Origin of the sequence: Nakamurella lactea DSM 19367 (genome assembly GCF_000426645.1) — a bacterium.
Lineage (GTDB): Bacteria > Actinomycetota > Actinomycetes > Mycobacteriales > Nakamurellaceae > Nakamurella > Nakamurella lactea.
In genome coordinates this window covers 1-24,179 of sequence record NZ_AUFT01000019.1, presented here as the reverse complement: position 1 = coordinate 24,179, position 24,179 = coordinate 1, and the positions used below count along the sequence as shown (strand labels likewise).

The following is a 24,179-nucleotide window of genomic DNA, read 5'->3' as shown; positions in this document are numbered from 1 at the left end:
ACCTGGCACTCGAGAGACCCGAGTGCCAATGCCGAGTCTGGCACTCGATGCCCGAGAGTGCAAGGCACCGCCCTTCGCCGGTGGCGAACCGCGCGGGGATGACGGGGCCGCCCCCCCGACGCCGGTCGCAGTGCCAGGGGACGGCCGCCGGTCAGGGGCTGACGGCAGGGACGCTGAGCCCGGTCACGTCGGTGATCTGACTCGGGTTGATCAGTGTCGGCAACACCCCGGTGGCCGCTGGGCCGGTGGTCGATCGCTCGGCACTGCCCGCCGGGCTGGTGGCCGCCGCCGTCGAGCTCTGCACCGTGTCCGAGACCGGCGACGTGGCAGGGACGTTCGGTCCGCCCGGGTTGTCGCCGGGACGGTTGAGCACGATGATCAGCACCACGACGACGGCGATCGTCAGCACGACGATGGCGATCGCCCACGGCCAGACGGCGGTACGCCGGGCGGCCCGGTGGCGCCCGTCGGGCCCGTCCGGCCGGGGGTCGCCCGGCGGCATCCACGGCATCCCGGGGCCGCCCGGTCCGTTCGGCGGTCCGGACCGCTGCCCTGGTCCGCCGGTGCCGCCGGGATCCGCCGCCCGGGCCGTGCCGCCGGCGCCACGGGCCCCGCCGGCAGCGAACGCCGGCGGCATCGAGGACGACCCGCCCGGGCCCGGCCGCTCGTCGTTGATCGACCGGCCCAGCAGCGGCTGACGGCCACCGACCCCCGGGCCTTGCAGCGTCGGTTCGTCACCCTCGTCGACGCCCGCGCCCTGGTGCCGTGCGCCGGACCTGGTCGCTTCCGGGCCGGCCGGCGCAGAACCGGCCGGCGTAGAACCGGCCGGCGCAGAGCCGGCCGGCGTCGCTGTCGGCGGTCCGGCAACCAGGTCCACCGACTGGATCTGGGTGTCATGTGGCCGGCTGTCATCCGGCGATTCCGCCGCGGATCCTGCGATGTCGGCGATGGCTGCCCCGCCGACCGCGGAACCGGCGACCGCGGTGTCGGTGACCGCGGTGTCGGTGACCGCGGTGTCGGTGACCGCGGTGTCGGTAACCGCGGTGTCGGTGACCGCGGTGTCGTCATCCCCGCCGGCCGAGGCCCGATCGCCGAGTCCGGATGCCGTCGGAAGTCCGGCGGCCGGAACTCCGGCCGAACCGAAGGGTTCGGCGCCGAACGCGGTGAGCGCGCGCCGGGCGCTGCCGAGCAAATCGGCACTGGAGGCGTAGCGCAACGCGGGGTCGGCCGCCATCCCGCGGGCGATCACCCGGTCGATCGCGGACGGCAGTCCGGTGAGCGCCGCGAGCGAGGGCACCTGGCCGCGCAAGTGACCCGACACCACGTCCTTCACCGTGCCGACGAACGGTGCCCGGCCGGCCAGACAGCTGAACAGCACGCAGGTCAGCGAATAGAGATCGGAGGTGGCCAGCACCGGATCGCCGCGCAGATGTTCCGGTGACGCATAGGTCGGTGAGCCCAGGAAATCGCCCGAAGCGGTGCGATGCCCGGAGGTGCCGCGGCGGGTGAGTCCGAAGTCGGCCAGGTAGACGTGTTCGCGACCGACCGACTCGTTGCGGGTGATCAGTACGTTCGCCGGCTTCACATCCAGGTGCACCAGCCCCCGTTCGTGCAGCATGTCCAGCGCCTCGCCGACCTGGCCGAGCAGCCCCAGCGCCCGCCGCTCCGGCAGCGGCCCGTCGGCGATCTCCCTGGCCAGGTCGGTGCCGTCCACCAGGCGCATCGCGATGTACAGCCAGTCGCCGGTCTGGGCGCCGTCCGCATCGAGCATCGGACCGGAGCCGAAGTCGTAGAGCGGCACCACGTTCACGTGATCGATGGCCGAGGCCGCTCTGGCCTCTTCGACGAACCGCTGCCGGAACTCCTCGTCGGCCGACAGGTTCTCGCTGATCACCTTGAGCGCCACCGGCCGGTCCAGCCGCTCGTCGACCGCCCGGTAGACGATGCTCATCCCGCCCCTGCCCAGCACCGACTGCACCAGGTAGTGACCGAGGCGCTGCCCGGTGAGATCCGCCGACACGACACCGACCCTAGTGCCGCCACCGGTTCGATTCGGCAGGTTCGGCAACCCCGTGCCCGAGACGAGCGCCACGCCGGTCGACGGGCCGTCGGGTCGAACACCGATCCGGGTGCCGGCAGCGGGGGTGATCGGACCGGTCGGCTGCCAGTAGGGTCGCACCATGGCCCATGCGCCCGCCCCAGCAGCCGTGCCGGAACGCGCGGCACCGGCCGCGCCGGAACCCTCCGTACAGGTACCCGCCGAGCCGGTGGAACTGCGGCTGTTGACCGGTCCGAACCTGTACTTCTCCCGGCCGGCGGTCAAGCTCACCCTGGACGCGGCAGCGGCGTTGGCCGCCGACACCTCGACGGTGTTGGAGTGGCAGGGCCGGCTGAAGATGCACGGCGTCCCGGTCGGGCTGCCCGGCTCCCCGGCCAGGGCGGACGGGGTCGCCGAACTCGCCGCCACCCTGGTCCGGCGGGCGGCCTCGGCGATCAGGACCAGGCTGCCGGCGGTGGCCCACCCCGGGGATGACGACACCGTCGTGGTGGCCTTCCCGTTCCGGAACGTCGGCACCGCCAAGGCGTTCGGTGCGGCGGTCGCGGCGGCCTTCGGCGCCATTTCGGCCGGTGTCCCGGTCCGAACGGTGCTGTCCGCCATCCCCGGCGCGATGGCCGGACACGATCCCGGCGAGGAGATCCGGCCGAGCCGCCCGCGGATACCGGTGATCGCGGTGACCGGCACCAACGGCAAGACCACCACCACCCGGCTGATCGCGCACCTGGTGCGGGCGGGTGGGCGCACCCCCGGCTGGTCGTCGACGGACGGCATCTTCATCGACGGTGTCGAGGTGGAGCGCGGCGACTGGTCGGGGCCCGGCGGGGCGGCAAGGGTGCTGGCCGACCCGAGCGTCGAGGTGGCCGTCACCGAGACCGCCCGCGGCGGAATCCTGTTGCGCGGCTTGGGAACTCCGGTCAACGACGTCTCGGTGGTGACGAACATCTCGGCCGACCATCTCGGCCTGCTCGGGGTGCACACGGTGCAGCGGTTGGCCGAGGTCAAGTCGGTGATCGTCCGGGTCACCAAGCCGACCGGCTGGTGTGTACTGAACGCCGACGACCCGCTGGTGCTGGCGATGCGCCGGTTCACCAGGGCCCGCCCGTGGTTCTACTCCCCCGATCCGACGAATCCGAAGCTCACCGAGGCGCTGGATGCCGGTGGCCGGGCGATCACCATCGTTGACGACGAGATCGTCGTCTTGGCAAGGGGTTCGGACCCGACCCGGATCGTCCCGGTCACCCAGGTGCCGCTCACCCTGGCCGGCGCGTCCAGGGTGAACGTCCAGAACGTGCTGGCCGCTGCGGCCGCGGCGTTGGCGATCGGGGTCAAACGCGACCAGGTCGCGGCCGGCCTGCGCACCTTCGCCGCCGACGCCGAACACAACGCCGGCCGGCTGAACAGCTACCTGGTCGGCGACACCGTGGTGGTGCTGGACCTGGCGCACAACGAGGCCTCGCTGGAGTCGCTGCTCGAGGTCACCGGGGCGTTGCGGGCCGCCGGCGGTTCACTCGCGGTGGTCACCTCCACCGCTGGTGATCGCAGCGACGAGGCGATCCACGCGATGGGCGCGATGGCGGCAGCGGCCGCCGACGCCATGGTGATCGCCGGCAAGGCCAAGTACCTGCGCGACCGCGAACCCGGTGCGATGGAGGAACTCTGGGCCGGCGGTGCGGCCGAGGCCGGCATCGCCGACGTGCCGAGGGCGGCCGACGAGCTGTCGGCACTCACCCTGCTGCTGGACGGCGACCTGCCGCCCGGATCGGCGGTCGCGGTCTGCACGCTGGAGCAGCGGGAGCAGCTGGTTGCGGAGATCGTCCGGCGCGGTGGGCACGAGATGACGCCGGACGAGATCGCCGCCAGGGTCGCCGGCCGGGCCGGCATGTCGACCGCGGGAACGCACTGATGGCGCCCGCGTTTCGTTCGGTCGCAGAACACGCGGCCGTGGTGGCCGCACTGCTGGCCCGCACCCCGACCGGACGGTTGCCGCTGCAGCAGACCCGCGGACTAGCGCTGGCCGACGACGTGATTGCCGCGGTCGACCTGCCGCCGTTCGCGAACTCGGCGATGGACGGCTACGCGGTTCGTGCTGTCGAGCTCGCGGAGCTGCCCAACGACGCGGAACTGGTTGTTTCGCAAGACATTCCGGCCGGCCGTACCGACGTGCAGCCGCTGCAACCGGGCACTGTCGCCCGGATCATGACCGGTGCACCGATCCCGGACGGCGCCGACGCGGTGATACCGGTGGAGCAGATCTCCGTGGTCACCTCCCCGGTCGAACTGATCCGGATCGACACCCGGGTCGAGCCCGGCAAGCACGTCCGGGGTCGGGGCAGCGATGTCGGCGTCGGCGCCGTCGTGCTGCCCGCCGGTAGCGTCGTCGGGCCACCGCAGATCGGCCTGCTGGCCGCGCTCGGCGAGTCGACCGCCGTCGTGCACCGCCCGCTACGGGTGCTGCTGCTGTCCACCGGCGACGAGCTGGTGGCGGCTGGGAGTCCGTTGCTGTCGGGGCAGATCTACGAATCGAATTCGCCGATGCTGGCCGCTGCCGTGTCCGCGATCGGTGGTGAGCCGACGGTGGCACACTTCGTCAGCGACGATGTCGACGCCTTCCGCGCCTCGTTCGCCGAGGCAGCCGCCGGGATGGATCTGGTCGTCACCTCGGGCGGGGTGTCGGCCGGCGCCTTCGAGGTGGTGAAGGACGCGCTGTCCGGACGGGGCGTCGAGTTCGTCAAGGTCGGGATGCAGCCCGGCATGCCGCAGGGCGCCGGTGTCGTGCGGCTCGACGGCGGCGGTGCGGTACCGGTGGTCACCCTGCCGGGCAATCCGGTCTCGTCCTTCGTGTCGTTCGAGGTCTTCCTCCGACCGGCGATGCTGGCGGCGATGGGACACCCTGCGGCGCACCGTCATCGGCCGTCATCGCTGCTTCCGCTGAGCGAGCCGATCACCTCGGTCCCCGGCAAGCGACAGTTCCGGCGCGGGGTCGTCGACCGGGAGGCCGGCACCGTTCGGCCGTACGGCGGGCCCGGTTCGCACCTACTCGGTTGGCTGGCCGGCGCCGATAGCCTGCTGGTGATTCCGGAGGACGTCACCGAACTGCCGGCCGGCGCTGCGGTCGAGGTCTGGGACCTGACCGGCTGATCTGCCGCCCCTACCCCGGCCGCAGATTCAGGGTCGGACTCCGGGGATTCCGGGCCGAACCCTGATCCGCCGCACCCGGCCGCCGCACCAGACTCTTGACCATGATCACCGTGAGCGATGTCTCCAAGTCCTACGGCCGGGGCAAGGGTGGGCGGGCCTTGTTGGCCGTCGACCATGTCAGCTTCACCGCCCGCCCCGGTCGAGTCACCGGCTTCCTCGGCCCGAACGGCGCCGGCAAGTCGACCACTCTCCGCGTCGTCGCCGGACTGACCCCGGCGGACGCCGGCTCCGCCACCGTCCTCGGCGAACCGATTGCCGCACTGCCCAATCCCGGGGTGCAGGTGGGTGTCCTGCTGGACGCCTCCGCCCAACACGCCGGCCGCACCGGCCGGGAAACCCTCATCCTGTCCCAGCTGACGATGGGGCTGCCTCGAGCCCGGGTCGCCGAGATGCTCGAACTGGTCAGCCTGACCGCCGACGAGGCCGATCGCCGGGTCCGCAACTACTCCCTCGGGATGCGGCAGCGGCTCGGCATCGCGACCGCGCTGATGGGCGAGCCAGAGGTGCTGATCCTGGACGAGCCGGCCAACGGGCTCGACCCCGCCGGGATCCGCTGGATGCGGGACCTGCTGCGGGACTACGCCAATCGTGGCAACACCGTGCTGCTGTCCTCGCACCTGCTGCACGAGATCGAGGTCGTCGCCGACGATCTCGTGGTGATCGGCAACGGCCGGATCGTCGCCGACGGCACCAAGGAGCAGCTGCTCTCGTCAGCCGGGACCTTCGCCGCAGCAGCCGACCTCGACGCGCTGCAAGGCGCGCTTCAGGCTGCCGGTGTCGGCGTCAGCGGCGGAACCGGCGGACTCACCGTCGACGCCGAGGCCGACCAGGTCGGCCGGATCGCGCTGGCCGCCGGAATCCCGCTGCGTGAACTGCGACCGGCCGGCAGTGCCGGCCTGGAAGAGATGTTCCTGCAGCTCACCGCCGACACGCAGCGCGAGGGCGTGGCGGCATGAGCAGCAACGAGACCCTCGTCAAACCCGAGCCGAACGCCCCGAAAGGCATCCAGATGACCACCGCCACCGTCGGCGCCCCGCGGCGCACCGCAGCAGCGCCGGCCCCGATCCCGTTCGCCCGCCTGGCCAAGGTGGAACTGCGCAAGATGTTCGACACCCGCTCCGGGCTGTGGCTGATGATCAGCATCGCGGCCGTTGCGGTGATCGCCTCGATCGCGGTGATCGCCTTCGCTCCGGACTCCGCGATCACCTTCCAGAGCTTCGCCGCTGCCATCGGCTTCCCGATGGCGATCGTGCTGCCGATCATCGCCATCATGTCCGTCACCTCCGAGTACAGCCAGCGGTCGGGCCTCACCACGTTCACCCTGGTGCCGCAGCGCGGGCGGGTGATCGGCGCGAAGGCGGCGATTTCGCTGCTCGTTGCGATCGTCTCGATGGTGGTGGCCGGCGTTGTCGGTGCGCTGGGCAATCTGCTCGGCGCCGCGATCGCCGGGGTCGACACCGTCTGGAACGTCTCGGTCGCGCAGTTCACCGGGATCGTGCTGGCGAATGTGCTCGGCATGGCGGTCGGTTTCGCCTACGCGATCCTGATCCGCAACACCCCCGGCGCGGTGGTCGCCTACTTCGTGTACGCCCTGGCGCTGCCGACGGTGACCGGGCTGCTGGCCGGGCTGCAGGACTGGTTCAACACCGCCCGCCCGTGGGTCGACTTCAACTACACCGTCACCGGGTTGTTCGACAAGTTGCCGGACGGCGGCCAGGGGTGGGCGCAGCTGGCCACCTCCGGCGCCATCTGGCTGCTGCTGCCGGCGGCGATCGGGCTCCGGCAGGTGCTGCGCTCCGAGGTCAAGTAGCCGGCCCCGGCGACGCGTCAGACCCGTCCCTCGTCCTCCTCCTCGGAGGCCGCGCCGGCCTGCGCCACCTGACCGATCGCCTGCAGTTCGTCCCAGACCGCCCTGGCCCGATCGACGCACAGCACCACCAGATCGCCGGCGTTCGCCCTGGTCATCGCTGCTCTGGTGGCGTCGATCTCGTCCAGCACGATCTCGATGTCCTTGACCCGGTTCGCGCCGTCCGGCTCGCGGGCACCCTGCTCGATCAGGGCGGCGGTGGCGCCGGCCGGCCGGCCGCGCAGTGCGTCGTCCTCCCTGATCACCAGCACGTCGAAGTGCCTGGCCGCTTCCCGGCCGAGGTCGAGCATGTCCTGGTCCCGCCGGTCGCCGGCGGTGGCGATCACGCCGATCTTCTGCGGACGTTCGAAACCCGTTGTGTCGTCGAAGAAGCGGTCGACGAAGTCGCCGAGTGCCGCCATCCCCGGGGCGTTGTGGCAGTAGTCGACGATCACCTTGACCCCGTGCACCTCGGTGAGGTTCATCCGGCCCGGCGCCTGGTAGTAGCTCGGGGTGAACGAGCGCAGCCCGGCCCTGATGTCGTGCAGCGGGGCGCCGGCGCAATAGGCGGCAGCGGCCGCCGCCATCGCGTTCTGCACGTTGAAGGTGGCCTTGCCGTTGAAGGTGGCGGGAAGCAGATGCGTGTAGGCCAACGGCATCCGGCGACGGCCGTGCAACAGCACGATCAGCTCGCCCAGCTCGCTCGGCTCCAGGATCACGGCCTTGCCACCGCGCCGGCAGTGGTCGGCGATCCGCCGGTTGTTCGGCTGGATGGAGAACCAGACCACCTCGCCGGAGCAGGCCCGGCGCATCCCGGCGACCAACTCGTCATCGGCGTTGAGCACCGCGGCACCTGAGCGTGGCACCGCCTCCACCACCACCTGCTTGACCCTGGCCAGCTGCTCGACGGTGTCGATCCCGCGCAGCCCCAAGTGATCAGGCGCCACGTTGAGCACCACCGCGATGTCGTTGCGGTTGTACCCCAGGCCCTCCCGCAGGATGCCGCCGCGGGCCACCTCGAACACCGCGAAGTCGACCCGCGGGTTCTGCAGCACCATCCTGGCCGACCGCGGGCCCGAGGCATCGGCCCGGATCACCAGCCGGTCGTCGATCACCACGCCGTCGGTGGAGGTCATCCCGACCTTGTTGCCCATGCCCTTGAAGATGTGCGCGATCATCCGGCTGGTGGTCGTCTTGCCGTTGGTCCCGGTCACCGCGACGATCGGGATCCGGGAACTGGAGCCGGGCGGAAACAGCAGGTCCACCACCGGCTTTGCCACGTACTGCGGTTCACCGATGGTCGGATGGGTGTGCATCCGGAAGCCGGGCGCGGCGTTCACCTCGCAGATCCCGCCGCCGGTCTCCCGTACCGGCTGGGTGATGTCCGGGCAGAGGAAGTCGATGCCGGCGATGTCCAGCCCGACCACCCTGGCCGCCTCCTCGGCGATGTCCACGTTGTCCGGGTGCGCCTCAAAGGTCCGGTCGATCGAAACCCCGCCGGTGGACATGTTGCCGGTCAGGGCGAGCTTCACCATCTCGCCGCGGGGCGGCACATCCGTCAGCTCGAAGCCTTGTGCCCGAACGAGTTCCACCGCGGTGTCGGTCACCGCGATCCTGGTCAGCACCTTCTCGTGCCCGACGCCGCGGCGCGGATCGGCGTTGGTGATCTCGACCAGCTCGTCGACGGTGTGCTCGCCGTCGCCGATCACGTGCGCCGGCACCCGCTCGGCGATGGCGACGATGTTGCCGCCGATCACCAGGCAGCGGTAGTCCTTGCCGGTGATGAACGATTCGACGATCACCTGTCCGCGCCGGGATTCGGCGTCGGCGGTCGGATAGGCGGCCCGCACCGCGTCCGCGTCGTTCAGGTTGATGGCCACCCCACGGCCGTGGTTGCCGTCCAACGGCTTGACCACCACCGGGTAACCGATCCGGCGGGCCTGTCGGACCGCGTCGTCCACCGAGCGCACCACCTCCGACTTCGGCACCGGCAGTCCGGCGGCGGCCAGCAACCGGTTCGTCAGCTCCTTGTCGCTGGCGATGTCGACGGCCAGCGAGCTGGTCACCGACGTCATGGTGGCCCGGATCCGGCGCTGGTGAACGCCGTGGCCCAGCTGCACCAGGGACGCGGAATTGAGTCGCTGCCAAGGGATGTCGCGGGAGATCGCCTCCTCCAGGATCGCCTGGGTTGAGGGCCCGAAGGCCACCCGCTGGCTGGTCCGCAGGAACGCCTCGTGCTCGGACTCGAAATCGAAATCCGGATTCGGCTCGACCAGGTGGTTCACCAGCCGCACCGACAGCTTGGCGGCCATGGTCGCCACCGTCTCGTCGGAAAACCCGAAAATGATGTTGTAGACACCGGTCTCTCCGGCCGAGCGGGTCTTGCCGCGGGTGATCTCGTGGCCGGCCGTGCGCTGCAACTCCAACGCGACATGCTCGGCGACATGGCCGAGCCAGGTGCCCTCGACCAGTCGCTCGACGAACCCGCCGTCCCGGCCGCGGGAACACTGGTGCTCGCCAAGGCCGGGTAGCGCCGCCAGCAACTGTTCGGTGAACCCCGGCAGGGTGTTGGTCGGTTCGTTCTCCAGCGCACCGATGTCCACCACCAGATGGATGCACGGTTCGTAGGAGTAGTAGTTCGGTCCACGCAGCACCCGCAGCTCGCGGATCTCGATGCTGCGGCGTCCGGTCTCGGGCACCGGCGAATCGGACATCGGCGAACCTCTTTCCTCCCGGGGAGCCGGGACGCGATGCGGGTGCGCCGATTGTGCACCGCCGCACCCGGCGAGCGATACCCGACGCTAGCTGGAGGCGCGTCGCTCCGGCCGGCGGCGCAGCTCCGCGACGGTCTCGTGCCGCCCCTCGGCGGCGATCCTGCGGGTCCGCGGGCGGGCGCCGTCCGGCACGTCGGCCAGGGTGGCCACCGCGGTCGGCTCGTCCTGGTCGAAGAGCCCCGGTGCGCTCACCAGCTGGCGGGTGGTCAGGTCGAAGACCGCACCCCGCGGCAGCGTGTGCATCCGGATCCCGGAGATCATCAGCGGCTGGGTGCCGGTGGCCGTGTAGGCGGTGGTCACCACGTCTGAACCGTCGAAGATGGTCACCACACCCCTGCCCTTCACCTCCAGGCGCCCGTCCGCGGAGATCAGCGCGGCGGTGTCCTCGTCGATCCCGATGCCCAGCTGCGCCGGGTTCGCCGCGATCAGCGCGATCAGCCGGCCGAACCGGTTCCGCTGGGTGAAGTGCTGATCGATGATCGCCGTGCGGACCAGGCCGAGACCCTCGGAGACCTGCCCGACCCGGAACTTCGGCGTGCTGCCGCCGGAGCCGAACGACACCATGTGCAGCGAGCAGATGCTGGCCCCGGCCGATGTCCCGGCCACCACAGCACCCCGCTGGTGAGCGCGGACGATGGCATCGCCGACCGGCGTTCCGACGATCAGCGTCGCGAGCTTGGTCTGGTTTCCGCCGGTCATGAACACGCCGGTGGCGCCGTCCAAGGCGGCGACCAGGGCCGGGTCCGCGGCATGTGCCCGCGACTCGGGCCGCAGGCCCTGCACGTCGGCGGCCCCGAGAGTGGCGAACAACCGCAGGTAGGCGTGGGTGATCTCGTCGCCGAGCGACGACGCCGTCGACAGCACGACGATCCTGGCCTGCGCACCGCCGGCCAGCCTGACCACCTCGCGCAGCACCGTCATCCGGCCGATCTTGTCCTCGGCGCCACCGATCGGCATCACCACGCCCGGACCGGGGTCGCCCACGGCGGCTGGATGATTCGTCATGCAGTGAAGGTAGTCGCCGTCGGCCGCTGTCCCCGCATGCCCCTGCCGGGCGGCGCCGCCGAATCCGTGCCGCGGAGCGCGTGGCGGCCGGCAGCGTCAGGCGTGGATGTGCTCGGGTTCGACGCCCTGCGCGCGCAGATTGCGGTTGCGGACGATCGAGCTGATGAAGGCCGCGCCGATGAAGGCCACCCCGACCAGGCCGGTGATGATCTCGTTCACGTGCACGCCGATCGAGATCAGCAGGATCACCGCCAGCGCGCCGATCGCCCAGTGCGCCCCGTGCTCCAGGAACACGTACTCGCTCAGGGTGCCCTTGCGGACCAGGTAGATGGTCAGCGAGCGGACGAACAACGCTCCGATGACGCCGAGGCCGAGGGCGATCAGGATCGGGTCGGAGGTGATCGCGAAGGCGCCGATCACCCCGTCGAAGGAGAACGACGCGTCCAGCACTTCCAGGTAGAGGAACAGGAAGAAGCCCGCCTTGCCGACGGCCTTCACCAGCTGCCCGTTGCCGGATTTCTTCGGCGCACCGTCCGCGCCGGCGGCGGCGCCCTCGATGGCATCTTCGTCAGCCCCGCTGCCCTCGAACAGCGTGCCGAGCCCGTTCACGGCGATGTAGGTGATGATGCCCAGCACGCCGGAGATCAGCACCGCCTCGGGGTTCGGTGCCATCGTCTCGGCGAACACCACCAGCAGCACGCCGGCGATCACCACGCTCAGCTGATCGAGCTTGCCGATCCGCGCCAGCGGGCGTTCCAGCCAGCTCAGCCAGGTGATCTCCCGCTCCTCGAAGATGTAGTTCAGGAACAGCATCAGCAGGAACATGCCGCCGAACGCGGCGATCTGCGGATGCGCCTCGTTCAGCAGGTAGCCGTAGGTTCCCGGAACCTCCGGATCGCCCTTCTCCATGGCCAGCCGGAACGCCTCGACCGGGTTGAGGCCAGCGGTGAACTCGACGATCAGTAGCGGGAAGACCAGCCGCATACCGAACACCGCGATGACGATGCCGACGGTCAGGAAGATCTTCTGCCAGAACTCGCTCATCCGCTCCAGCACGGTGGCGTTGACCACCGCGTTGTCGAACGACAGCGACACCTCAAGGATGCCCAGGATCAGGCACAGCGCCAACCCCGACCAGCCGCCGTAGAAGAAGGCGACCACCAGCGCGACGATCGACAGGATGAACGACCAGAGGAAAATGCGTGCTGACACGTGAGGTGGGTCCTAGCGGTCGATGGCCCGGCGGGCGCGGGCGGGACGGTGGTCGTGATCGGTGCTCACCCTATGCCAGCGAATCGGCGGCGGCAGGTCCGTGAACACGGCTCCACCTGGCTCGATCGGCGCAGGCGGTGCCGGTCACCCAGGTACAACGCGCGGAAGCTACCGCTGGTTCCGGATGCCGCCGAAGGTGATCAGGCAGATGGCATCGGCGAGCCTGGCGACGTCGGCCTCGTCCCCCGGCACCGGCCGGACCCACTCGGTGAGCGAGTTGACCATGCCGAACAGCAGCCGGGCGGTGAGTGCCGGATCGATGTCCGGCCGGACGGCACCCTCGGCGGCGGCCTGCTCCACCAGCTCGGCGACGTAGGCGTCGAACGCCCGGCGCCGCTGCAGTGCCCGGCGCTCCACATCGGTGTTGCCCCTGACCCGCAGCAGCAGGGTGACGAACGGCTTCTGCTTGACCAGCACGGTGACGCTGGCCCTGATCAGGTGATCCAGCCGGACGATCGCGGCGGCCCGCAGCCGGCGGGTGCGCTCGACCGCGTCGGCGAGGCCGTCCAGGGCCTGCCCGATGGCCAGCTCCAGCAGCTCGTTCTTGCTCGACACGTGGTGGTAGATGGCGGATTTCGAGATCCCCAGGCGCTGGGACAGATCCTCCATCGAGGTACCGTCGAAGCCGCGCTCGTTGAACACCTCGACCACCGTCTGCAGCAACGATTCGAGATCGTAACCGGGTCGTCCGCGGCGCCGGGTAGGCTCCGGATCGGCGCCGGGACGGATCGTGGTCATGCCGAACAGTATGCGGGCAGACCCTCCGCCGACCGACGGACAGCGCACGCTCAGACAGGCGGGAGAGTCGATGACCGCACCCGACGGCCGGCCCGCCACCGTGCCCGCCTACCGCATCGCCGAGCTGACCATCGACGACGGCCTGGACATCGCGATGTGGCCGACGCCCGGCCCGTGGGCGATCCAGGACAGCCTGCAGGCACCCCGGCCGGACGAGGGCTACTGGGCGATCCGGGGCACCGGCGAGGCCGGACTGATCGGCTACTGCTGCTTCGGTGCCGCCGCCCGTCCGCCGGGGTTCGCCGGCAGCCAGGCCGTATTGGATGTCGCCTTCGGGCTCTCGCCGGCGCTCACCGGCCGCCACCTGGCCACCGGGGTGGCCGCCGCGGTGGTCGCGCACGGCGTCACCGTGGCCAAGGATCGCCGGCTGCGGTGCGCGGTGGCCTCCTGGAATGACGCCGGCCGCCGGGCGGCGGAGGCCGCCGGGTTCGGCGCCACCGGGGTGCATGAATTCCGCGGTGGCTCGGGCGTCACCACCTACTTCGTCTACGAGAGGTGACTCCGATGACGGCATCAACAGAATCGGGGCTGACGGACCGGCGCGGTGCCGATTTCGGCTCCGTCGGGGTGGTCGGCGGCGGCACCATGGGCTCGGGGATCGTGCACGTACTGCTGGCCGCCGGCCTTGCGGTGGTGCTGGTGGAATCCGACGACGACGCGCTGGCCAGGGCCGACCGGCTGCTGCGGGCGAGTCTGGACGGCGCCGCGCGCCGGGGCAAGCTGACCGGCACGGCCGAGTCCCTGCTGGAGCGGCTGACGGCGACCACCGACCGGAACGCGCTGGCCGGCTGCACGCTGGTGGTCGAGGCGGTGCCGGAGATCCCGGAGCTGAAGACCTCGCTGCTCGGCGCGATCGAATCCGTCATCGCGGAGACCGCGGTGCTGGCCAGCAACACCAGTTCGCTGTCGCTCACCGGGCTCGGCGCCCAGCTGCGGCGGCCGGGCCGGTTCGTCGGCATGCACTTCTTCAACCCGGTGCCGGCCCAGGCGCTGCTGGAGATCGTCCGCACCGGGGTGACCGAAGCCGATGCGCTGCAACGGGTGCACACGTTGGCCGGGCTGATCGGCAAGCAGACGATCGAGATCAGCGATTCGCCCGGGTTCGCCACCAGCCGGCTCGGGGTGCTGCTGGGGCTGGAGGCGATCCGGATGGTCGAAGAGGGCGTCGCCTCACCGCAGGACATCGACACCGCGATGGAGCTCGGCTATCGGCACCCGATGGGACCGTGCCGGCTCGGCGACCTGGTCGGGCACGACGTCCGGCTGGGCATCGCCGAGTACCTCGCCGAGCAGCTCGGGCCGCGATTCGAGCCGCCGGCGCTGCTGCGGCAGATGGTCGCCGATGGCAGGCTCGGCAAGAAATCGGGGCAGGGCTTCTACATCTGGGAATGACGGCCCCGTCACCGGTCCGAAGCAGCGGTCCTACACTTCGCGGGTCGGCCCTGCCGTCCTCGATCAACACCGGATGCATGAACACCGCATGAATCAACACCGCGCCAGGAGGCCACCATGTCCAGTCCAGCGGCACCGACTCCGGGACTGTCCGTCCAGCTCTACACGGTGCGCGCCGCACTGGCCGCCGACCTCCCCGGCACCCTGCAACGGATCGCCGACATCGGCTTCCGTGACGTCGAACCGTTCGGGTTCGTCGATCAGGCCGACGCCTACCTGGAAGGTCTTGCCGCTGCCGGTCTTTCGGCACCGTCGGCGCATGCGGCCCTGATCGGCCAGGACACGGCGGCGGCGTTCGCGGCGGCGAAACGGCTCGGCGTGCAGACGCTGATTGATCCGATGGTGGACCGGGCGTTGTGGACCCGCCGGGAAGATGTCGAACAGACCGCACGGCAGCTCAACGAGATCGCCGCCGCCGCGGCCGCCCACGGGCTCACCGTCGGCTACCACAACCACTGGTGGGAGACCGAGAACCGGATCGACGGTGCGACGGCGTTGGAGGTGCTGGCCGGCATGCTCGACGATGCCGTGGTGCTGGAGGTCGACACCTACTGGGCGGACGTCGGCGGAGCCTCGGCGCCGGAACTGTTGCGGCGGCTGGGCGATCGGGTCGCCCTGATCCACGTCAAGGACGGGCCGGCCACCCAGCAGAACATCGACCAGACCGCCGTCGGCAGCGGGACGCTGGACATCCCGGCCATTCTGGCGGCCGCTCCGCAGGCCCGCCGGGTGGTGGAACTGGACGACTTCGCCGGCGACGTGTTCGACGCGGTGCGAGACAGCTACGCCTGGATGGGCGCTAACGGCGGCGCCGCGTGACCAGGCCGGTGGGGCCGGTCGGCGTCGGGGTGATCGGCGCCGGGGTGATCAGCGATCAGTACCTGGAGAACCTGACGGTGTTCCCGGACGTCCGGGTGCTGTTCGTGGCGGACCTCGACGTGGCACGGGCCACCGCCCAGGCCGACAAGTACGGAATCGCGGGCAGCGGCACCGTCGAGGAGCTGTTGGCGCACCCGGAGATCGAGATCGTGGTGAATCTGACCATCCCGGCGGCGCACGTCGAGGTGGCGACGGCTGCGCTGGCCGCCGGCAAGAACGTCTGGAGCGAGAAGCCGTTCGCGCTGGACCGCGACAGCGGACGGCGGCTGCTGGCCGACGCCGCCGACCGCGGCCTGCGGGTGGCCACCGCACCCGACACCTTTCTCGGCGCCGGGCTGCAGACGGGGCTGCGGTTGATCGCCGACGGCACCATCGGGACTCCGCTGACGGCGTTGGCCCTGATGCAGTCCCCCGGCCCCGAGTCCTGGCATCCCAGCCCGGAGTTCCTGTTCCAGACCGGCGGTGGCCCGCTGTTCGACATCGGCCCGTACTACCTGACCACGCTGGTGCAGGTGTTCGGCGCTGCCCGCAAGGTGACGGCGGCGGCCTCCACCGCGAGGCCGGTGCGCACCATCGGTTCCGGGCCGCGGGCGGGCACCGAGTTCGACGTCACCGTGCCCTCCCACCACGGCGCGCTGATCGAGTTCGCCGGCGGGGGTTCGGCGCAGATCATCTTCAGCTTCGAGTCGTTCCGCAGCCGGACCGGTTTCGTCGAGGTGAACGGCAGCGCGGGAACGCTGGCCTTCCCCGATCCGAACCAGTTCGACGGCGCCACAACGGTTTTCGATGGCACCTCGGATGACGGGATCGAGCATCCGCCGGTCGGCTCGCTGTCCGGCCGCGGCACCGGAGTGGCCGAACTGGCGCAGGCGATCCGCGCCGGACGGCCGGAGCGGGCCAGTGGCGAGCAGGCCTTCCACGTGCTGGACCTGATGGTCTCGATCGCCGAGTCGGCCGAGCGCGGCGAGTCGGTGACCCTGGACAGTGGCTTCACCAGGGCCCCGCCGGTGCCGGCCGACTGGGATCCGAAGGTCGCAACGCTCTGAGTCAGCCGGTTGCCGTCAGCCCGGTGCCGTTGCTCTCGGGGGCTCCCTGGGCCGGGCGTTTGGACCACCACGCCAACAAGGTGATCCCGCCCGGCACCAGCGGGAAGATGAGGGTTGCCGCGCGCCAGACCAACAGGGCGCCGACCAGGTCCGCCTCCACGAAGGTACCGACGTCGTTCAGCAGCACGATCAGGGCGGCCTCCATCACCCCGAACCCGTTGAACGGGAAGATGGTGAGCGGATAGACGCAGAGGAACGCCGTCATCATCGCGAGCAGCGACACGCTGGATGCCGACACCCCGATGAAGCGCATGCAGAGCAGCAGGACGATGCCGTCGGCCACCACGAACGCGGTCATCACCAGTCCACCGGGGACCAGTCGCCCGACCAGATTCTCCGACGAGTCCCGCTGAAACTGGACCAAGGTGCGCGACCATGCCTGCGGATCGACCTTGTGCCGCACCTTGTGCACCAGGGACCCGACCGTGCGCCCTACCTTTGCGGCCGCCGGCTCGCCCCGGCTGACGACGAAAAGCAGCACGATCAGCAGGATCGCCAATCCCCCGCTCCAGGCGGCGTTCCACCAGTACGCCGACGAGGCGGTCAGCTGGGCGATTGCCAGCAGCAACGCCAGCACCGGGACCGCCAACCGGACCAGATAGCTCAGGTAGGTGTACAGGGCGAGGGCGGCGGCGCCCTTGGTGAGGTCGATCCGCCACGACTTGAACATCGCCATCCGCAACACGAGCTCCGACGGCGGCGGGGTGAAGGTGGTGATCAGGGTGCCGACCAACCCGTTCGCCACCGCCCGGGGGACGCCAAGGCCCGGCAGCAGGTTACTCAGCGGACTGCCCAGCAGGGCCTGCCGCAGCAGCACCACCAGCAGCACGATCGCCACCTGCCACCAATGCATCCGGGCCGCCGCGTCGGCCACCCCGGCCCAGTCGATCCGGCCGATCACCCCCAGCACCAAGTAGACCGCGAGCACGACGATCGCGAACTTCAGCACCAGGAGCGCCACCTGTCGCCAGCGATGCTTGTCAGGCGCCGGCCCTTGTTCCTCGCCGGTCACCGTCAGCGGCCTTCCCGGTCAACTTCGTCTGCCGTCTCGGCCGTCCCATTCCCGACCACCGTTGTGGTGTATCGCACAACGCCTCCGTCCGTCGTCCCCGACTCAATGCTGCCCAGCGGCGTCGCCGTCCGCATCAGCAGGGTCCGCTGGCGGCAGCGTCGGACCAACTCGAGTTCGCCGAGCCGGGCACCGCGTCGCGACGCCGCCTGTGGTAGACCATGATCACCATGGTCCCGATCCCGTGACCTGCCCCACCCGGCTGACGCGGAGGACCGATGACCGAAGCCGGGAGGGCTGCCGGCAAGGCGGCCAGGGAACAGGCACCGCTGCGCGACCTCGGCATCTGGGATCCCGCGCGCCGGGGACACGATCCGCTGGCGACGCTGACCGCCCAGGGGTCGATCCGGGATGGTTCGCTGCTGGCGCTGCGGTACGAACGGATGGCGTTGTCCCCCTGGAACTACTACCGCGGCGCCGCCGCGGTCGCCGCCGCCGACCTCGGATCCCGGCCGGACAGCGGGATCCGGGTACAACTGTGCGGCGATGCGCACCTGCTGAATTTCGGCCTCTGGGCGACGCCCGAGCGCAACCTGTTCTTCGACCTGCGCGATTTCGACGAGACGCTGCCGGGACCCTTCGAGTGGGATGTGGCCCGGCTGGCCGCGAGCATCGTCGTGCTGGCCAGGGAGACCGGCGTCAAGGCGTCGGTTGCCGAACGTGCGGTGGCCGCGTGTCTGCTCGCCTATCGACAGCGGATGGCCGGCTATGCCGCCGCCCGGCAGCTCGACATCTGGTACGACAGGGTCACTGTCGACGCGCTGATCGGCCTGTTCCGGCCCGCCGATCAGGATCGGGCGGTGTCCCACATCGCCCGCCAGGCGCGCCGACGGACCAGCGCGGGCGCAGCCCGCAAGCTCACCGAGCAGATCGACGGGCGATTGCGGATCACCGAGGATCCGCCGCTCCGAACCCATCTGGCGGCGGCCGACGCCCAACCGGTCTTCGATCTCTATCGGCAGTCGCTGCGCGAGGACCGGCGTCAGCTGCTGAGCAGGTTCACCCCGGTCGACGCTGTCCAGCAGGTGGTCGGCGTCGGCAGCGTCGGCATGCGCGTCTACCTCGTCCTGCTGATCGGCAGCGGCGTCGACGATCCGTTGTTCCTGCAGATCAAACAGGCGGGTCCCTCGGTGTACGAATCGTTCTGTGGAGCCGCAGCGCATGCCAACCACGGCGAGCGGGTGGTCGCCGGGAAGCGGCTGTTGCAAAGTGCCACCGACATCTTCGTCGGCTGGACGCAGTACCACGGGTTCGACTTCTACGTCCGGCAGTTCCGGGACATGAAGATCATCCCGGACACCGCGATCGTCGCGCCGCGGCTGGTCGAATTCAGCACCGCCTGCGGCGGCGTGCTGGCCCGGGCACATGCCAGAACGGGTGACCCACAGGCGATCTCGGGGTACATCGGCAAGGGGAAGCGATTCGATGCCGGGCTGGCCGACTTCGCCCAGGCCTACGCCGACCAGACCGAACGCGACCACCGGCAGTTGGTGGACGCTGTTGCTGCCGGAACCCTGCCGGCGCCGGAACGCCAGCCGTTGGCCTGACCGGGCCTCGAGATCGTCCTAGCGGGATTCCACCCGACCGCGTCAGCGCTCCGCTTCGGAGGGTTCGTCGGCGAGTTGGCGCAGGACGCGTTCGTTGAGGGTGGCGATGGTGTCGAGTTCGGCGGGGCTGAACAGGTCGATGAAGTGCTGACGGACGTGCTCTACGTGCGCCGGTGCGGCTTCTTCGATCGCGCGGCGCCCGGCGGGCAGTAGGCGGACGACGACGCTGCGGGCGTCGTCAGGGTTGGGTTCGCGGGCAATCAGTCCCCGCTTCTGCATGCCACGGACCTGGTGGGAAAGCCGACTCTTCTCCCAGGTCAGTGTGGCGCACAGGTCCTGGGCGGACATGCGCTCGACTGAGGGATCGGAGAGCACGGCGAGGACTTCGTAGTCGGCTTGGGTGAGCCCGGAGTCTTGGAGCAGCTCGCGGCTCAGGCGCACGTCGAGTTGATAACTGGCGTGCTTGAACGCGCGCCAGGCTCGATCTTCGCGGGCACTGAGCCATCTCGGTTCGTTCGGCATGTCTACAGGATAGCTCTTGGTTGACTCCTCAACCAATCGTGTTATGGTTGAGGAGTCAACCACTAGCGTCCCTGCTCGGCAGGCAGGCCCGAATTCGGAAAGTAGGCACGCAACATGAGCAGCATCAGCATCGTTGGCCTGGGAAACATGGCCCAGGCCATAGCAACCCGCGCCCTTGAAGCCGACAACAGCGTCGAGCTCATCGGCCGCGCCCCGGCCAAGACGGCCGCTCTGGCAGAGACCCTCGGCGCCGGCGCCACGACTCGGGAAATGGGTGCCGCTCCCACCGGCGACATCGTGATCCTGGCAGTGCCCTACGCCAGCGTGGTCCCGATCGTCAGCCAATTTGGCGACGGGTTGTCCGGAAAGGTCATCATCGACATCAGCAATGCCTTCGCGCCCGGATTCACCGGGCTGCTGACCCCTGACGGAAGCTCGGTCGCCGAACAGGCCGCCGCCGCCGCGCCCGCGGATGCACATGTGGTCAAGGCGTTCAACACCACCTTCGGTCACCTGCTGGCCGCCAAACCCGAGCACCCGCGTCAGCTGGACGTCTTCCTCGCCGGCGACGACGAGCGGGCCAAGCAACAAGTGTCGTCATTCATTGACAGCCTCGGCCTACGCCCCTTGGATACCGGCCCGCTGGCGATGGCACGTGTTCTCGAACAGGCCGGCCTGTTGGTGATGGGACTGGCCGGCCACGGCGTTGGCCACTACAACTTCTATCTCGGCGTCACCGCTCTCGACTGAGCGCGGCGCGCTCAGCACTCTCGATCAATCAATCACCCCACCCAACCCCACCCCACCCAACCTGAGGAGAAATCCATGTCCGAGACCACCCAGGCCGTCTCCGAATTGACCGGCGAGTACATCATCGATCCCGGCCACAGCCGCATTGGCTTTGTGGCCCGCCACGCCATGGTGACAAAAGTGCGTGGCTCGTTCACCCGCTTCGAAGGTGCCGTTCACTTCGACGCGTCCGATCCGTCCCGATCGACCGCGCACATCGTGATCGAAACTCAGAGCATCGACACCGGCAACCCCGAACGTGACGCTCACCTGCGCGGTAACGAATTCCTCGCGATGGATGCGTTCCCGGAAATTACCTTCACCAGCACCGCAGCCGAGAAGCGGAGCGAGGAGGACTTCACCGTCACCGGAGATCTGACGGTGAAGGGCGTCAGCAAACCAGTCGTCATCGAGTTCGCCTACCAGGGCACGGCAAAAGATCCGTACGGCAACGTGCGAGCCGGATTCGAGGGCAAGGCCATCATCAACCGCCGAGACTTCGGCGTCACCACCAACCTGGCATTGGAGACAGGTGGCGTTCTGGTCGGAGACAAGATCGCGCTCGAGTTCGACATCTCACTGATCCGCTCCTGACCCGCTGCAACCGGCCATCACGAAACGGCCCGGCGCCATCCGGCCATCTTCGACCCATCATTGCCGTCAACGAGCGGCACACCAAGACCACGGAGACCATCATGACAATCCCATCACCAGGCACACAATCACCGGACTACCACAGGGCTTCCGTCCGAAATGGTCCCGCGACCCCCGCTCGACCAGGAATGGTCAAGGCGGCTGCGGTCTTGGCCTTCGTCTGGGCCGGACTGACGATCGTGTCGTCACTGGTCAGCATCGCCGCCGGCGGTCTCCTCCCCGGCTTCGACAGCGCGTGCGCCGAGAACGATCAATCCGGGCTATGCGCGTTCGTCGGCGACTCGGACAGCATGCTGCTCGTCGTCGGCATCGCACTCATCGTGGCAGCAGCGCTGGTGATCTGGGGTGGTGTCGTCGCGTTGAACGGTACCGGCGCCAAGGTGCTGGTCGTCGCCGGCGGAATTCAGGTTCTCATCCAAATCGTCTGGATGATCGATACCGGCTCCATTGCGTTCGGCATCGTTGGCGTCATCGTGCCATTGGCGATCATCTCGCTCATGTTGAACCCGGTGTCGAAGAGTTGGTTCCAGTCCAAAGGCAAGGCCACCTTCTAGGCCTCACCCCGCGTCCGTCCAGTCGGTGAGTGCCCGCAGGTCCAAGGTCCACGCAGCTGTGCCCGAACCTTTCGGTGCTGGCCGGCAGGCCAGTTTGTCGGTCGGGGTGCGGGAGCCATTCGGCACGACGGACGGCGGTGCAGTCGGGCCGGCGGTGTCCACGCGCCGGTGTGCAACCTGGGCGTACGCTCGTTCCGTCCTGCTGCCGCACCCGAGTCCGGCTGTCGGACGGATGCGCTGGGGAGGTTGCGATGCCCGGACACTGGCGGGCGGTCGGCGGGCTGGCGATCTGGCTGACGCTGATCGCCGGCTGCGCCGGCCCCATCCCGCCGCCGGCCACCCTGGCACCGGCCTCGGCATCTTCATCGGCGTCGTCATCAGCGTCGGTGTCGTCATCGCCTTTGGCGTCGTCATCGGCGTCAGTCTCGTTACCGTCATTCTCGCCGTCAGCTGCCTCGCTCCCGTCATCCGCATCACCGCCGGCCTCGTCGCCGGAGACAACAACCACGGCACCCCCGCCGGACTCGCTTCCGGCGCCTCTCCCTGGCAGTCCGCTGGCGCCCACGGACCCGCACATTGCCCGGGCGGACGCCCTGGTACACCAGTGGTTGGCGACGATTCCGGTCTATCCGGGTGCCGCGACGACCGGTGGCGATCCGTGGTCATTGGGTAACACCATGGATGCGTTCCTCACGATGACCGCGTTCCACAACTGGACCAGCGCGGCAGCGGCCGAGACGGTACTGCACTGGTACGAACAACACGTGCCCAACGGAACTCTTGGCGGCACCGTGGGAACAACCGGAACCACCGGGAGCGGCGGCGGGGTGAGCAGCTATTCGTTCGATGTGCAGGTGCCGGTCTCCGCTGCCGACGCCGCGGCGCTCGGCGACATTTCCGTGACCGTTGGCATCGCGGTCACACCCACCGGCTCGCGGATCAGCGCGGTCGCCAAGGGCAATGTCCGGCCTACCCGACCGGCCACATCGCTGGTCCCCGATTCGGTGACCGGTATGACCGTCCACTACTCGCAGCTGAACTCGAAAACGCGCGTGGACAAGACCTTTCCTGCCCGGGCGGCCCGTGCGGTGGCTCGGGCGGTGGACAGCCTTCCGGCCGGTACCGGCGCGCTGCACGGCTGTCCGATGATCGCCGCGACACTCACCCTGGACTTCGTGTCCGGCGTCCATCACCAGACGGTGACCGACAGCCTGTGTCAGTCGGTCGTCGTGTCCACCGCGCCGCAGCTGAGCCTGTCAGGATCGGTGGTCGACGTGCTGGAACAGCAGACCGGACTGAAGTTCCCGTCGAGCTGACCATGCCGACCGGCACTCCACCCGGGGCAGCGCATAGCCTTTCGCCGTGACCGCGATCCGACTGACCACCACGCAGGCCCGGCGGTTCGAAAGTGGTTGCGCGACAAAGAATCCTTCCGGCGTGAGGTCCTGACGCGGTTGTCCCAGTCCGGTCCACTGACGTCCCGGGATACTCCAGACACCGACTGCCGGTCGAGCGCCGCCGGCAGATCCTGGATGCTGCCACCATGCTGTTGGCCAGGGATGGCGTCGACACCGCGTCCTACAACGAGATCCTGCGCACGGCGAAGCTGCCGAAAGCGTCGGCGTACCACTACTTCGACGGCCGGGCGGACCTGGTCGAGACGGTAGCGTTCGACGTCGCGACGCAATTGGTGGCCGTGTTCGGGCCTTGGTCTCCACAGGCGACCACTGCCGGGTTCCGGTCGACCCTCGCGGCGGGCTCCGAACGACTGACCGCTCACCTGCTGACACACCCCGAGCACCTGGCGCTCTCGGCGACCGTGATCCCACTCGAGATGAGCGTGCCCGGCCCCCGAGCATGGGTGGGCGACGTGGTCGACAACGGTCGGGACCTCGGCCTGATCCGGACCGACATCGACCGCGAACTGATCGTGGCTGCCACCCTCGCCACGCTGCAGGCCGTGGACAGCTGGGCGGTCGCCCGACTCGCTGCCGACCCCCAGCTGCCGGTCGAGCCATCGGTCACCATCACCCTGCTCGAAGGCCTGTGGGCGCCGCCGAGGAGCCGGTCATGAACCCGTGGACCCGATTGGTCGGCCCGGCGAGCCGAGCGGAGTCGGTGGCGATCCTGGTGCCGGCGGTCATCGGCGGCGCGCTCGTGGCCCGTTCGACCGCCCGGCGTCGCGGACTCGTGCGAGGCGCGGCCGCGGCGGCCGTCGCCGTGGACCTGATCGGCGGGGTGGTCGCGTTCCAGACCTCGAGCGCCAGGTCGCGCTACGCGGAGTCGACGGCGAGCGCTCGAATGCTGTTCACCGCAGCGCATCTGCAGCCCGCGATCATGCCATTGATCGGAGAAGGCAACTGGCCCACGGCGACCCGCCGCTATCTGTTGTCGTTGGGCGGCAGCGCCCTGCTCACCCGGATGCCGGCTGCTCGACGACGCGTTGCCGGCCTGGCCGTCACGCTCGCGGCGGTGGCCATCGAGCGCATCGGAGCGACCGGGACCGATCGCTGGCTCGGACCCGTCTATCTGACCAAGTTGCTTGCCGGACACGGCACCCTCGCCGATCGGCCCGTCAGCCGATCTTGATACTGGTTCCGGGCATGCCGGTTTGGTGGGGTGGCAGGGTGGCGTATCGGTGGCCGGTGGGGGTGG

The 24,179-nt window shown here is 69.7% G+C and carries 22 protein-coding genes; 15 read left to right on the top strand and 7 right to left on the bottom strand.

All coding sequences use genetic code 11. The features are described 5' to 3' along the window. Nucleotides 1-151: 151 nt before the first annotated feature. Complete coding sequence (locus tag K340_RS36720; RefSeq protein WP_211229515.1) at nt 152-2,020, bottom strand: protein kinase domain-containing protein; 1,869 nt, start codon at nt 2,018-2,020, stop codon at nt 152-154. A gap of 160 nt (nt 2,021-2,180) precedes the next feature. Between K340_RS36720 and K340_RS0117770 the strand changes: the two genes are divergently transcribed. The 4 genes from K340_RS0117770 to K340_RS0117755 all read left to right on the top strand — a co-directional run bounded on the left by K340_RS0117770 (nt 2,181) and on the right by K340_RS0117755 (nt 7,067). After that, a complete protein-coding gene (locus tag K340_RS0117770) occupies nt 2,181-3,962 on the top strand; it encodes a Mur ligase family protein (RefSeq protein WP_051266733.1) in 1,782 nt (593 codons plus the stop codon). After that, nucleotides 3,962-5,197: a molybdopterin molybdotransferase MoeA gene (locus tag K340_RS0117765; RefSeq protein WP_037365458.1), complete on the top strand. Its 1,236-nt coding sequence runs from the start codon at nt 3,962-3,964 to the stop codon at nt 5,195-5,197. The genes K340_RS0117770 and K340_RS0117765 overlap by 1 nt, the downstream gene beginning before the upstream one ends. 101 nt (nt 5,198-5,298) lie before the next feature. Beyond that, on the top strand, nt 5,299-6,213 hold the full coding sequence (locus tag K340_RS0117760; RefSeq protein ID WP_029137693.1) for an ABC transporter ATP-binding protein: 915 nt from the start codon (nt 5,299-5,301) through the stop codon (nt 6,211-6,213). After that, nucleotides 6,210-7,067, top strand: a complete 858-nt coding sequence (locus K340_RS0117755; protein ID WP_211229514.1) for an ABC transporter permease — start codon at nt 6,210-6,212, stop codon at nt 7,065-7,067. The genes K340_RS0117760 and K340_RS0117755 overlap by 4 nt, the downstream gene beginning before the upstream one ends. A 17-nt stretch (nt 7,068-7,084) precedes the next feature. Here the strand turns inward: K340_RS0117755 and cphA are convergent, their stop codons facing one another. The 4 genes from cphA to K340_RS0117735 form a co-directional block, all read right to left on the bottom strand. Continuing rightward, nucleotides 7,085-9,817: a cyanophycin synthetase gene (gene cphA, locus K340_RS31170; RefSeq protein WP_051266731.1), complete on the bottom strand. Its 2,733-nt coding sequence runs from the start codon at nt 9,815-9,817 to the stop codon at nt 7,085-7,087. An 87-nt stretch (nt 9,818-9,904) separates the two neighbouring features. After that, nucleotides 9,905-10,882: a cyanophycinase gene (locus tag K340_RS31165; RefSeq protein ID WP_037365457.1), complete on the bottom strand. Its 978-nt coding sequence runs from the start codon at nt 10,880-10,882 to the stop codon at nt 9,905-9,907. Nucleotides 10,883-10,978: 96 nt separating this feature from the next. Then, nucleotides 10,979-12,094: a DUF475 domain-containing protein gene (locus K340_RS0117740; RefSeq protein WP_029137691.1), complete on the bottom strand. Its 1,116-nt coding sequence runs from the start codon at nt 12,092-12,094 to the stop codon at nt 10,979-10,981. A 168-nt stretch (nt 12,095-12,262) separates the two neighbouring features. Further along, on the bottom strand, nt 12,263-12,892 hold the full coding sequence (locus K340_RS0117735; RefSeq protein ID WP_051266728.1) for a TetR/AcrR family transcriptional regulator: 630 nt from the start codon (nt 12,890-12,892) through the stop codon (nt 12,263-12,265). A gap of 70 nt (nt 12,893-12,962) precedes the next feature. Between K340_RS0117735 and K340_RS0117730 the strand changes: the two genes are divergently transcribed. From K340_RS0117730 to K340_RS0117715, 4 genes are all read left to right on the top strand, one after another. After that, nucleotides 12,963-13,451, top strand: coding sequence for a GNAT family N-acetyltransferase (locus K340_RS0117730; RefSeq protein WP_029137689.1), 489 nt, complete (start codon nt 12,963-12,965; stop codon nt 13,449-13,451). Between the two features lie 5 nt (nt 13,452-13,456). Next, complete coding sequence (locus K340_RS0117725; protein ID WP_051266726.1) at nt 13,457-14,344, top strand: 3-hydroxyacyl-CoA dehydrogenase family protein; 888 nt, start codon at nt 13,457-13,459, stop codon at nt 14,342-14,344. Nucleotides 14,345-14,461: 117 nt separating this feature from the next. Next, complete coding sequence (locus K340_RS0117720; RefSeq protein ID WP_029137687.1) at nt 14,462-15,223, top strand: sugar phosphate isomerase/epimerase family protein; 762 nt, start codon at nt 14,462-14,464, stop codon at nt 15,221-15,223. Further along, a complete protein-coding gene (locus K340_RS0117715; protein ID WP_029137686.1) occupies nt 15,220-16,329 on the top strand; it encodes a Gfo/Idh/MocA family protein in 1,110 nt (369 codons plus the stop codon). Before K340_RS0117720 ends, K340_RS0117715 begins: the two co-directional genes overlap by 4 nt. A 1-nt stretch (nt 16,330) precedes the next feature. Here K340_RS0117715 and K340_RS0117710 read toward each other — a convergent pair whose 3' ends face one another. Then, on the bottom strand, nt 16,331-17,338 hold the full coding sequence (locus tag K340_RS0117710; protein WP_161632131.1) for a lysylphosphatidylglycerol synthase domain-containing protein: 1,008 nt from the start codon (nt 17,336-17,338) through the stop codon (nt 16,331-16,333). Between the two features lie 338 nt (nt 17,339-17,676). Between K340_RS0117710 and K340_RS31160 the strand changes: the two genes are divergently transcribed. Beyond that, nucleotides 17,677-19,005, top strand: a complete 1,329-nt coding sequence (locus K340_RS31160; RefSeq protein WP_051266724.1) for a DUF2252 domain-containing protein — start codon at nt 17,677-17,679, stop codon at nt 19,003-19,005. A 42-nt stretch (nt 19,006-19,047) separates the two neighbouring features. Here the strand turns inward: K340_RS31160 and K340_RS0117700 are convergent, their stop codons facing one another. Then, nucleotides 19,048-19,527, bottom strand: coding sequence for a MarR family winged helix-turn-helix transcriptional regulator (locus tag K340_RS0117700; RefSeq protein WP_029137684.1), 480 nt, complete (start codon nt 19,525-19,527; stop codon nt 19,048-19,050). A gap of 114 nt (nt 19,528-19,641) precedes the next feature. Here K340_RS0117700 and K340_RS0117695 point away from each other — a divergent pair, with 114 nt between their 5' ends. The 6 genes from K340_RS0117695 (at nt 19,642) to K340_RS34490 (ending at nt 24,113) form a co-directional block, all read left to right on the top strand. After that, on the top strand, nt 19,642-20,277 hold the full coding sequence (locus K340_RS0117695) for an NADPH-dependent F420 reductase (protein ID WP_029137683.1): 636 nt from the start codon (nt 19,642-19,644) through the stop codon (nt 20,275-20,277). Between the two features lie 75 nt (nt 20,278-20,352). Further along, nucleotides 20,353-20,910 carry a YceI family protein gene (locus K340_RS0117690; protein WP_029137682.1) on the top strand — a complete coding sequence of 186 codons (558 nt, stop codon included), beginning with the start codon at nt 20,353-20,355 and terminating at the stop codon, nt 20,908-20,910. A 209-nt stretch (nt 20,911-21,119) separates the two neighbouring features. Then, on the top strand, nt 21,120-21,524 hold the full coding sequence (locus tag K340_RS0117685; protein WP_154674335.1) for a hypothetical protein: 405 nt from the start codon (nt 21,120-21,122) through the stop codon (nt 21,522-21,524). Nucleotides 21,525-21,775: 251 nt separating this feature from the next. Further along, nucleotides 21,776-22,840 (top strand): hypothetical protein, encoded by a 1,065-nt coding sequence (locus K340_RS36005; RefSeq protein ID WP_154674334.1) that lies wholly within the window; start codon nt 21,776-21,778, stop codon nt 22,838-22,840. Between the two features lie 185 nt (nt 22,841-23,025). Then, nucleotides 23,026-23,598, top strand: coding sequence for a TetR/AcrR family transcriptional regulator (locus K340_RS31155; protein ID WP_322786041.1), 573 nt, complete (start codon nt 23,026-23,028; stop codon nt 23,596-23,598). Continuing rightward, entirely contained in the window at nt 23,595-24,113 is a 519-nt protein-coding gene (locus tag K340_RS34490; RefSeq protein WP_154674333.1) for a hypothetical protein, read from the top strand. The genes K340_RS31155 and K340_RS34490 overlap by 4 nt, the downstream gene beginning before the upstream one ends. Nucleotides 24,114-24,179: the final 66 nt, after the last annotated feature.

Excerpts from the sequence above, each read along its gene's own strand:
- K340_RS0117770 (WP_051266733.1), top strand. The coding sequence starts at position 2,181 with ATGGCCCATGCGCCCGCCCCAGCAGCCGTGCCGGAACGCGCGGCACCG.
- K340_RS0117765 (WP_037365458.1), top strand. The coding sequence starts at position 3,962 with ATGGCGCCCGCGTTTCGTTCGGTCGCAGAACACGCGGCCGTGGTGGCC.
- K340_RS0117760 (WP_029137693.1), top strand. The coding sequence starts at position 5,299 with ATGATCACCGTGAGCGATGTCTCCAAGTCCTACGGCCGGGGCAAGGGT.
- K340_RS0117755 (WP_211229514.1), top strand. The coding sequence starts at position 6,210 with ATGAGCAGCAACGAGACCCTCGTCAAACCCGAGCCGAACGCCCCGAAA.
- cphA (WP_051266731.1), bottom strand. The coding sequence starts at position 9,817 with ATGTCCGATTCGCCGGTGCCCGAGACCGGACGCCGCAGCATCGAGATC.
- K340_RS31165 (WP_037365457.1), bottom strand. The coding sequence starts at position 10,882 with ATGACGAATCATCCAGCCGCCGTGGGCGACCCCGGTCCGGGCGTGGTG.
- K340_RS0117735 (WP_051266728.1), bottom strand. The coding sequence starts at position 12,892 with ATGACCACGATCCGTCCCGGCGCCGATCCGGAGCCTACCCGGCGCCGC.
- K340_RS0117730 (WP_029137689.1), top strand. The coding sequence starts at position 12,963 with ATGACCGCACCCGACGGCCGGCCCGCCACCGTGCCCGCCTACCGCATC.
- K340_RS0117725 (WP_051266726.1), top strand. The coding sequence starts at position 13,457 with ATGACGGCATCAACAGAATCGGGGCTGACGGACCGGCGCGGTGCCGAT.
- K340_RS0117720 (WP_029137687.1), top strand. The coding sequence starts at position 14,462 with ATGTCCAGTCCAGCGGCACCGACTCCGGGACTGTCCGTCCAGCTCTAC.
- K340_RS31160 (WP_051266724.1), top strand. The coding sequence starts at position 17,677 with ATGACCGAAGCCGGGAGGGCTGCCGGCAAGGCGGCCAGGGAACAGGCA.
- K340_RS0117700 (WP_029137684.1), bottom strand. The coding sequence starts at position 19,527 with ATGCCGAACGAACCGAGATGGCTCAGTGCCCGCGAAGATCGAGCCTGG.
- K340_RS0117695 (WP_029137683.1), top strand. The coding sequence starts at position 19,642 with ATGAGCAGCATCAGCATCGTTGGCCTGGGAAACATGGCCCAGGCCATA.
- K340_RS0117690 (WP_029137682.1), top strand. The coding sequence starts at position 20,353 with ATGTCCGAGACCACCCAGGCCGTCTCCGAATTGACCGGCGAGTACATC.
- K340_RS36005 (WP_154674334.1), top strand. The coding sequence starts at position 21,776 with ATGCCCGGACACTGGCGGGCGGTCGGCGGGCTGGCGATCTGGCTGACG.
- K340_RS34490 (WP_154674333.1), top strand. The coding sequence starts at position 23,595 with ATGAACCCGTGGACCCGATTGGTCGGCCCGGCGAGCCGAGCGGAGTCG.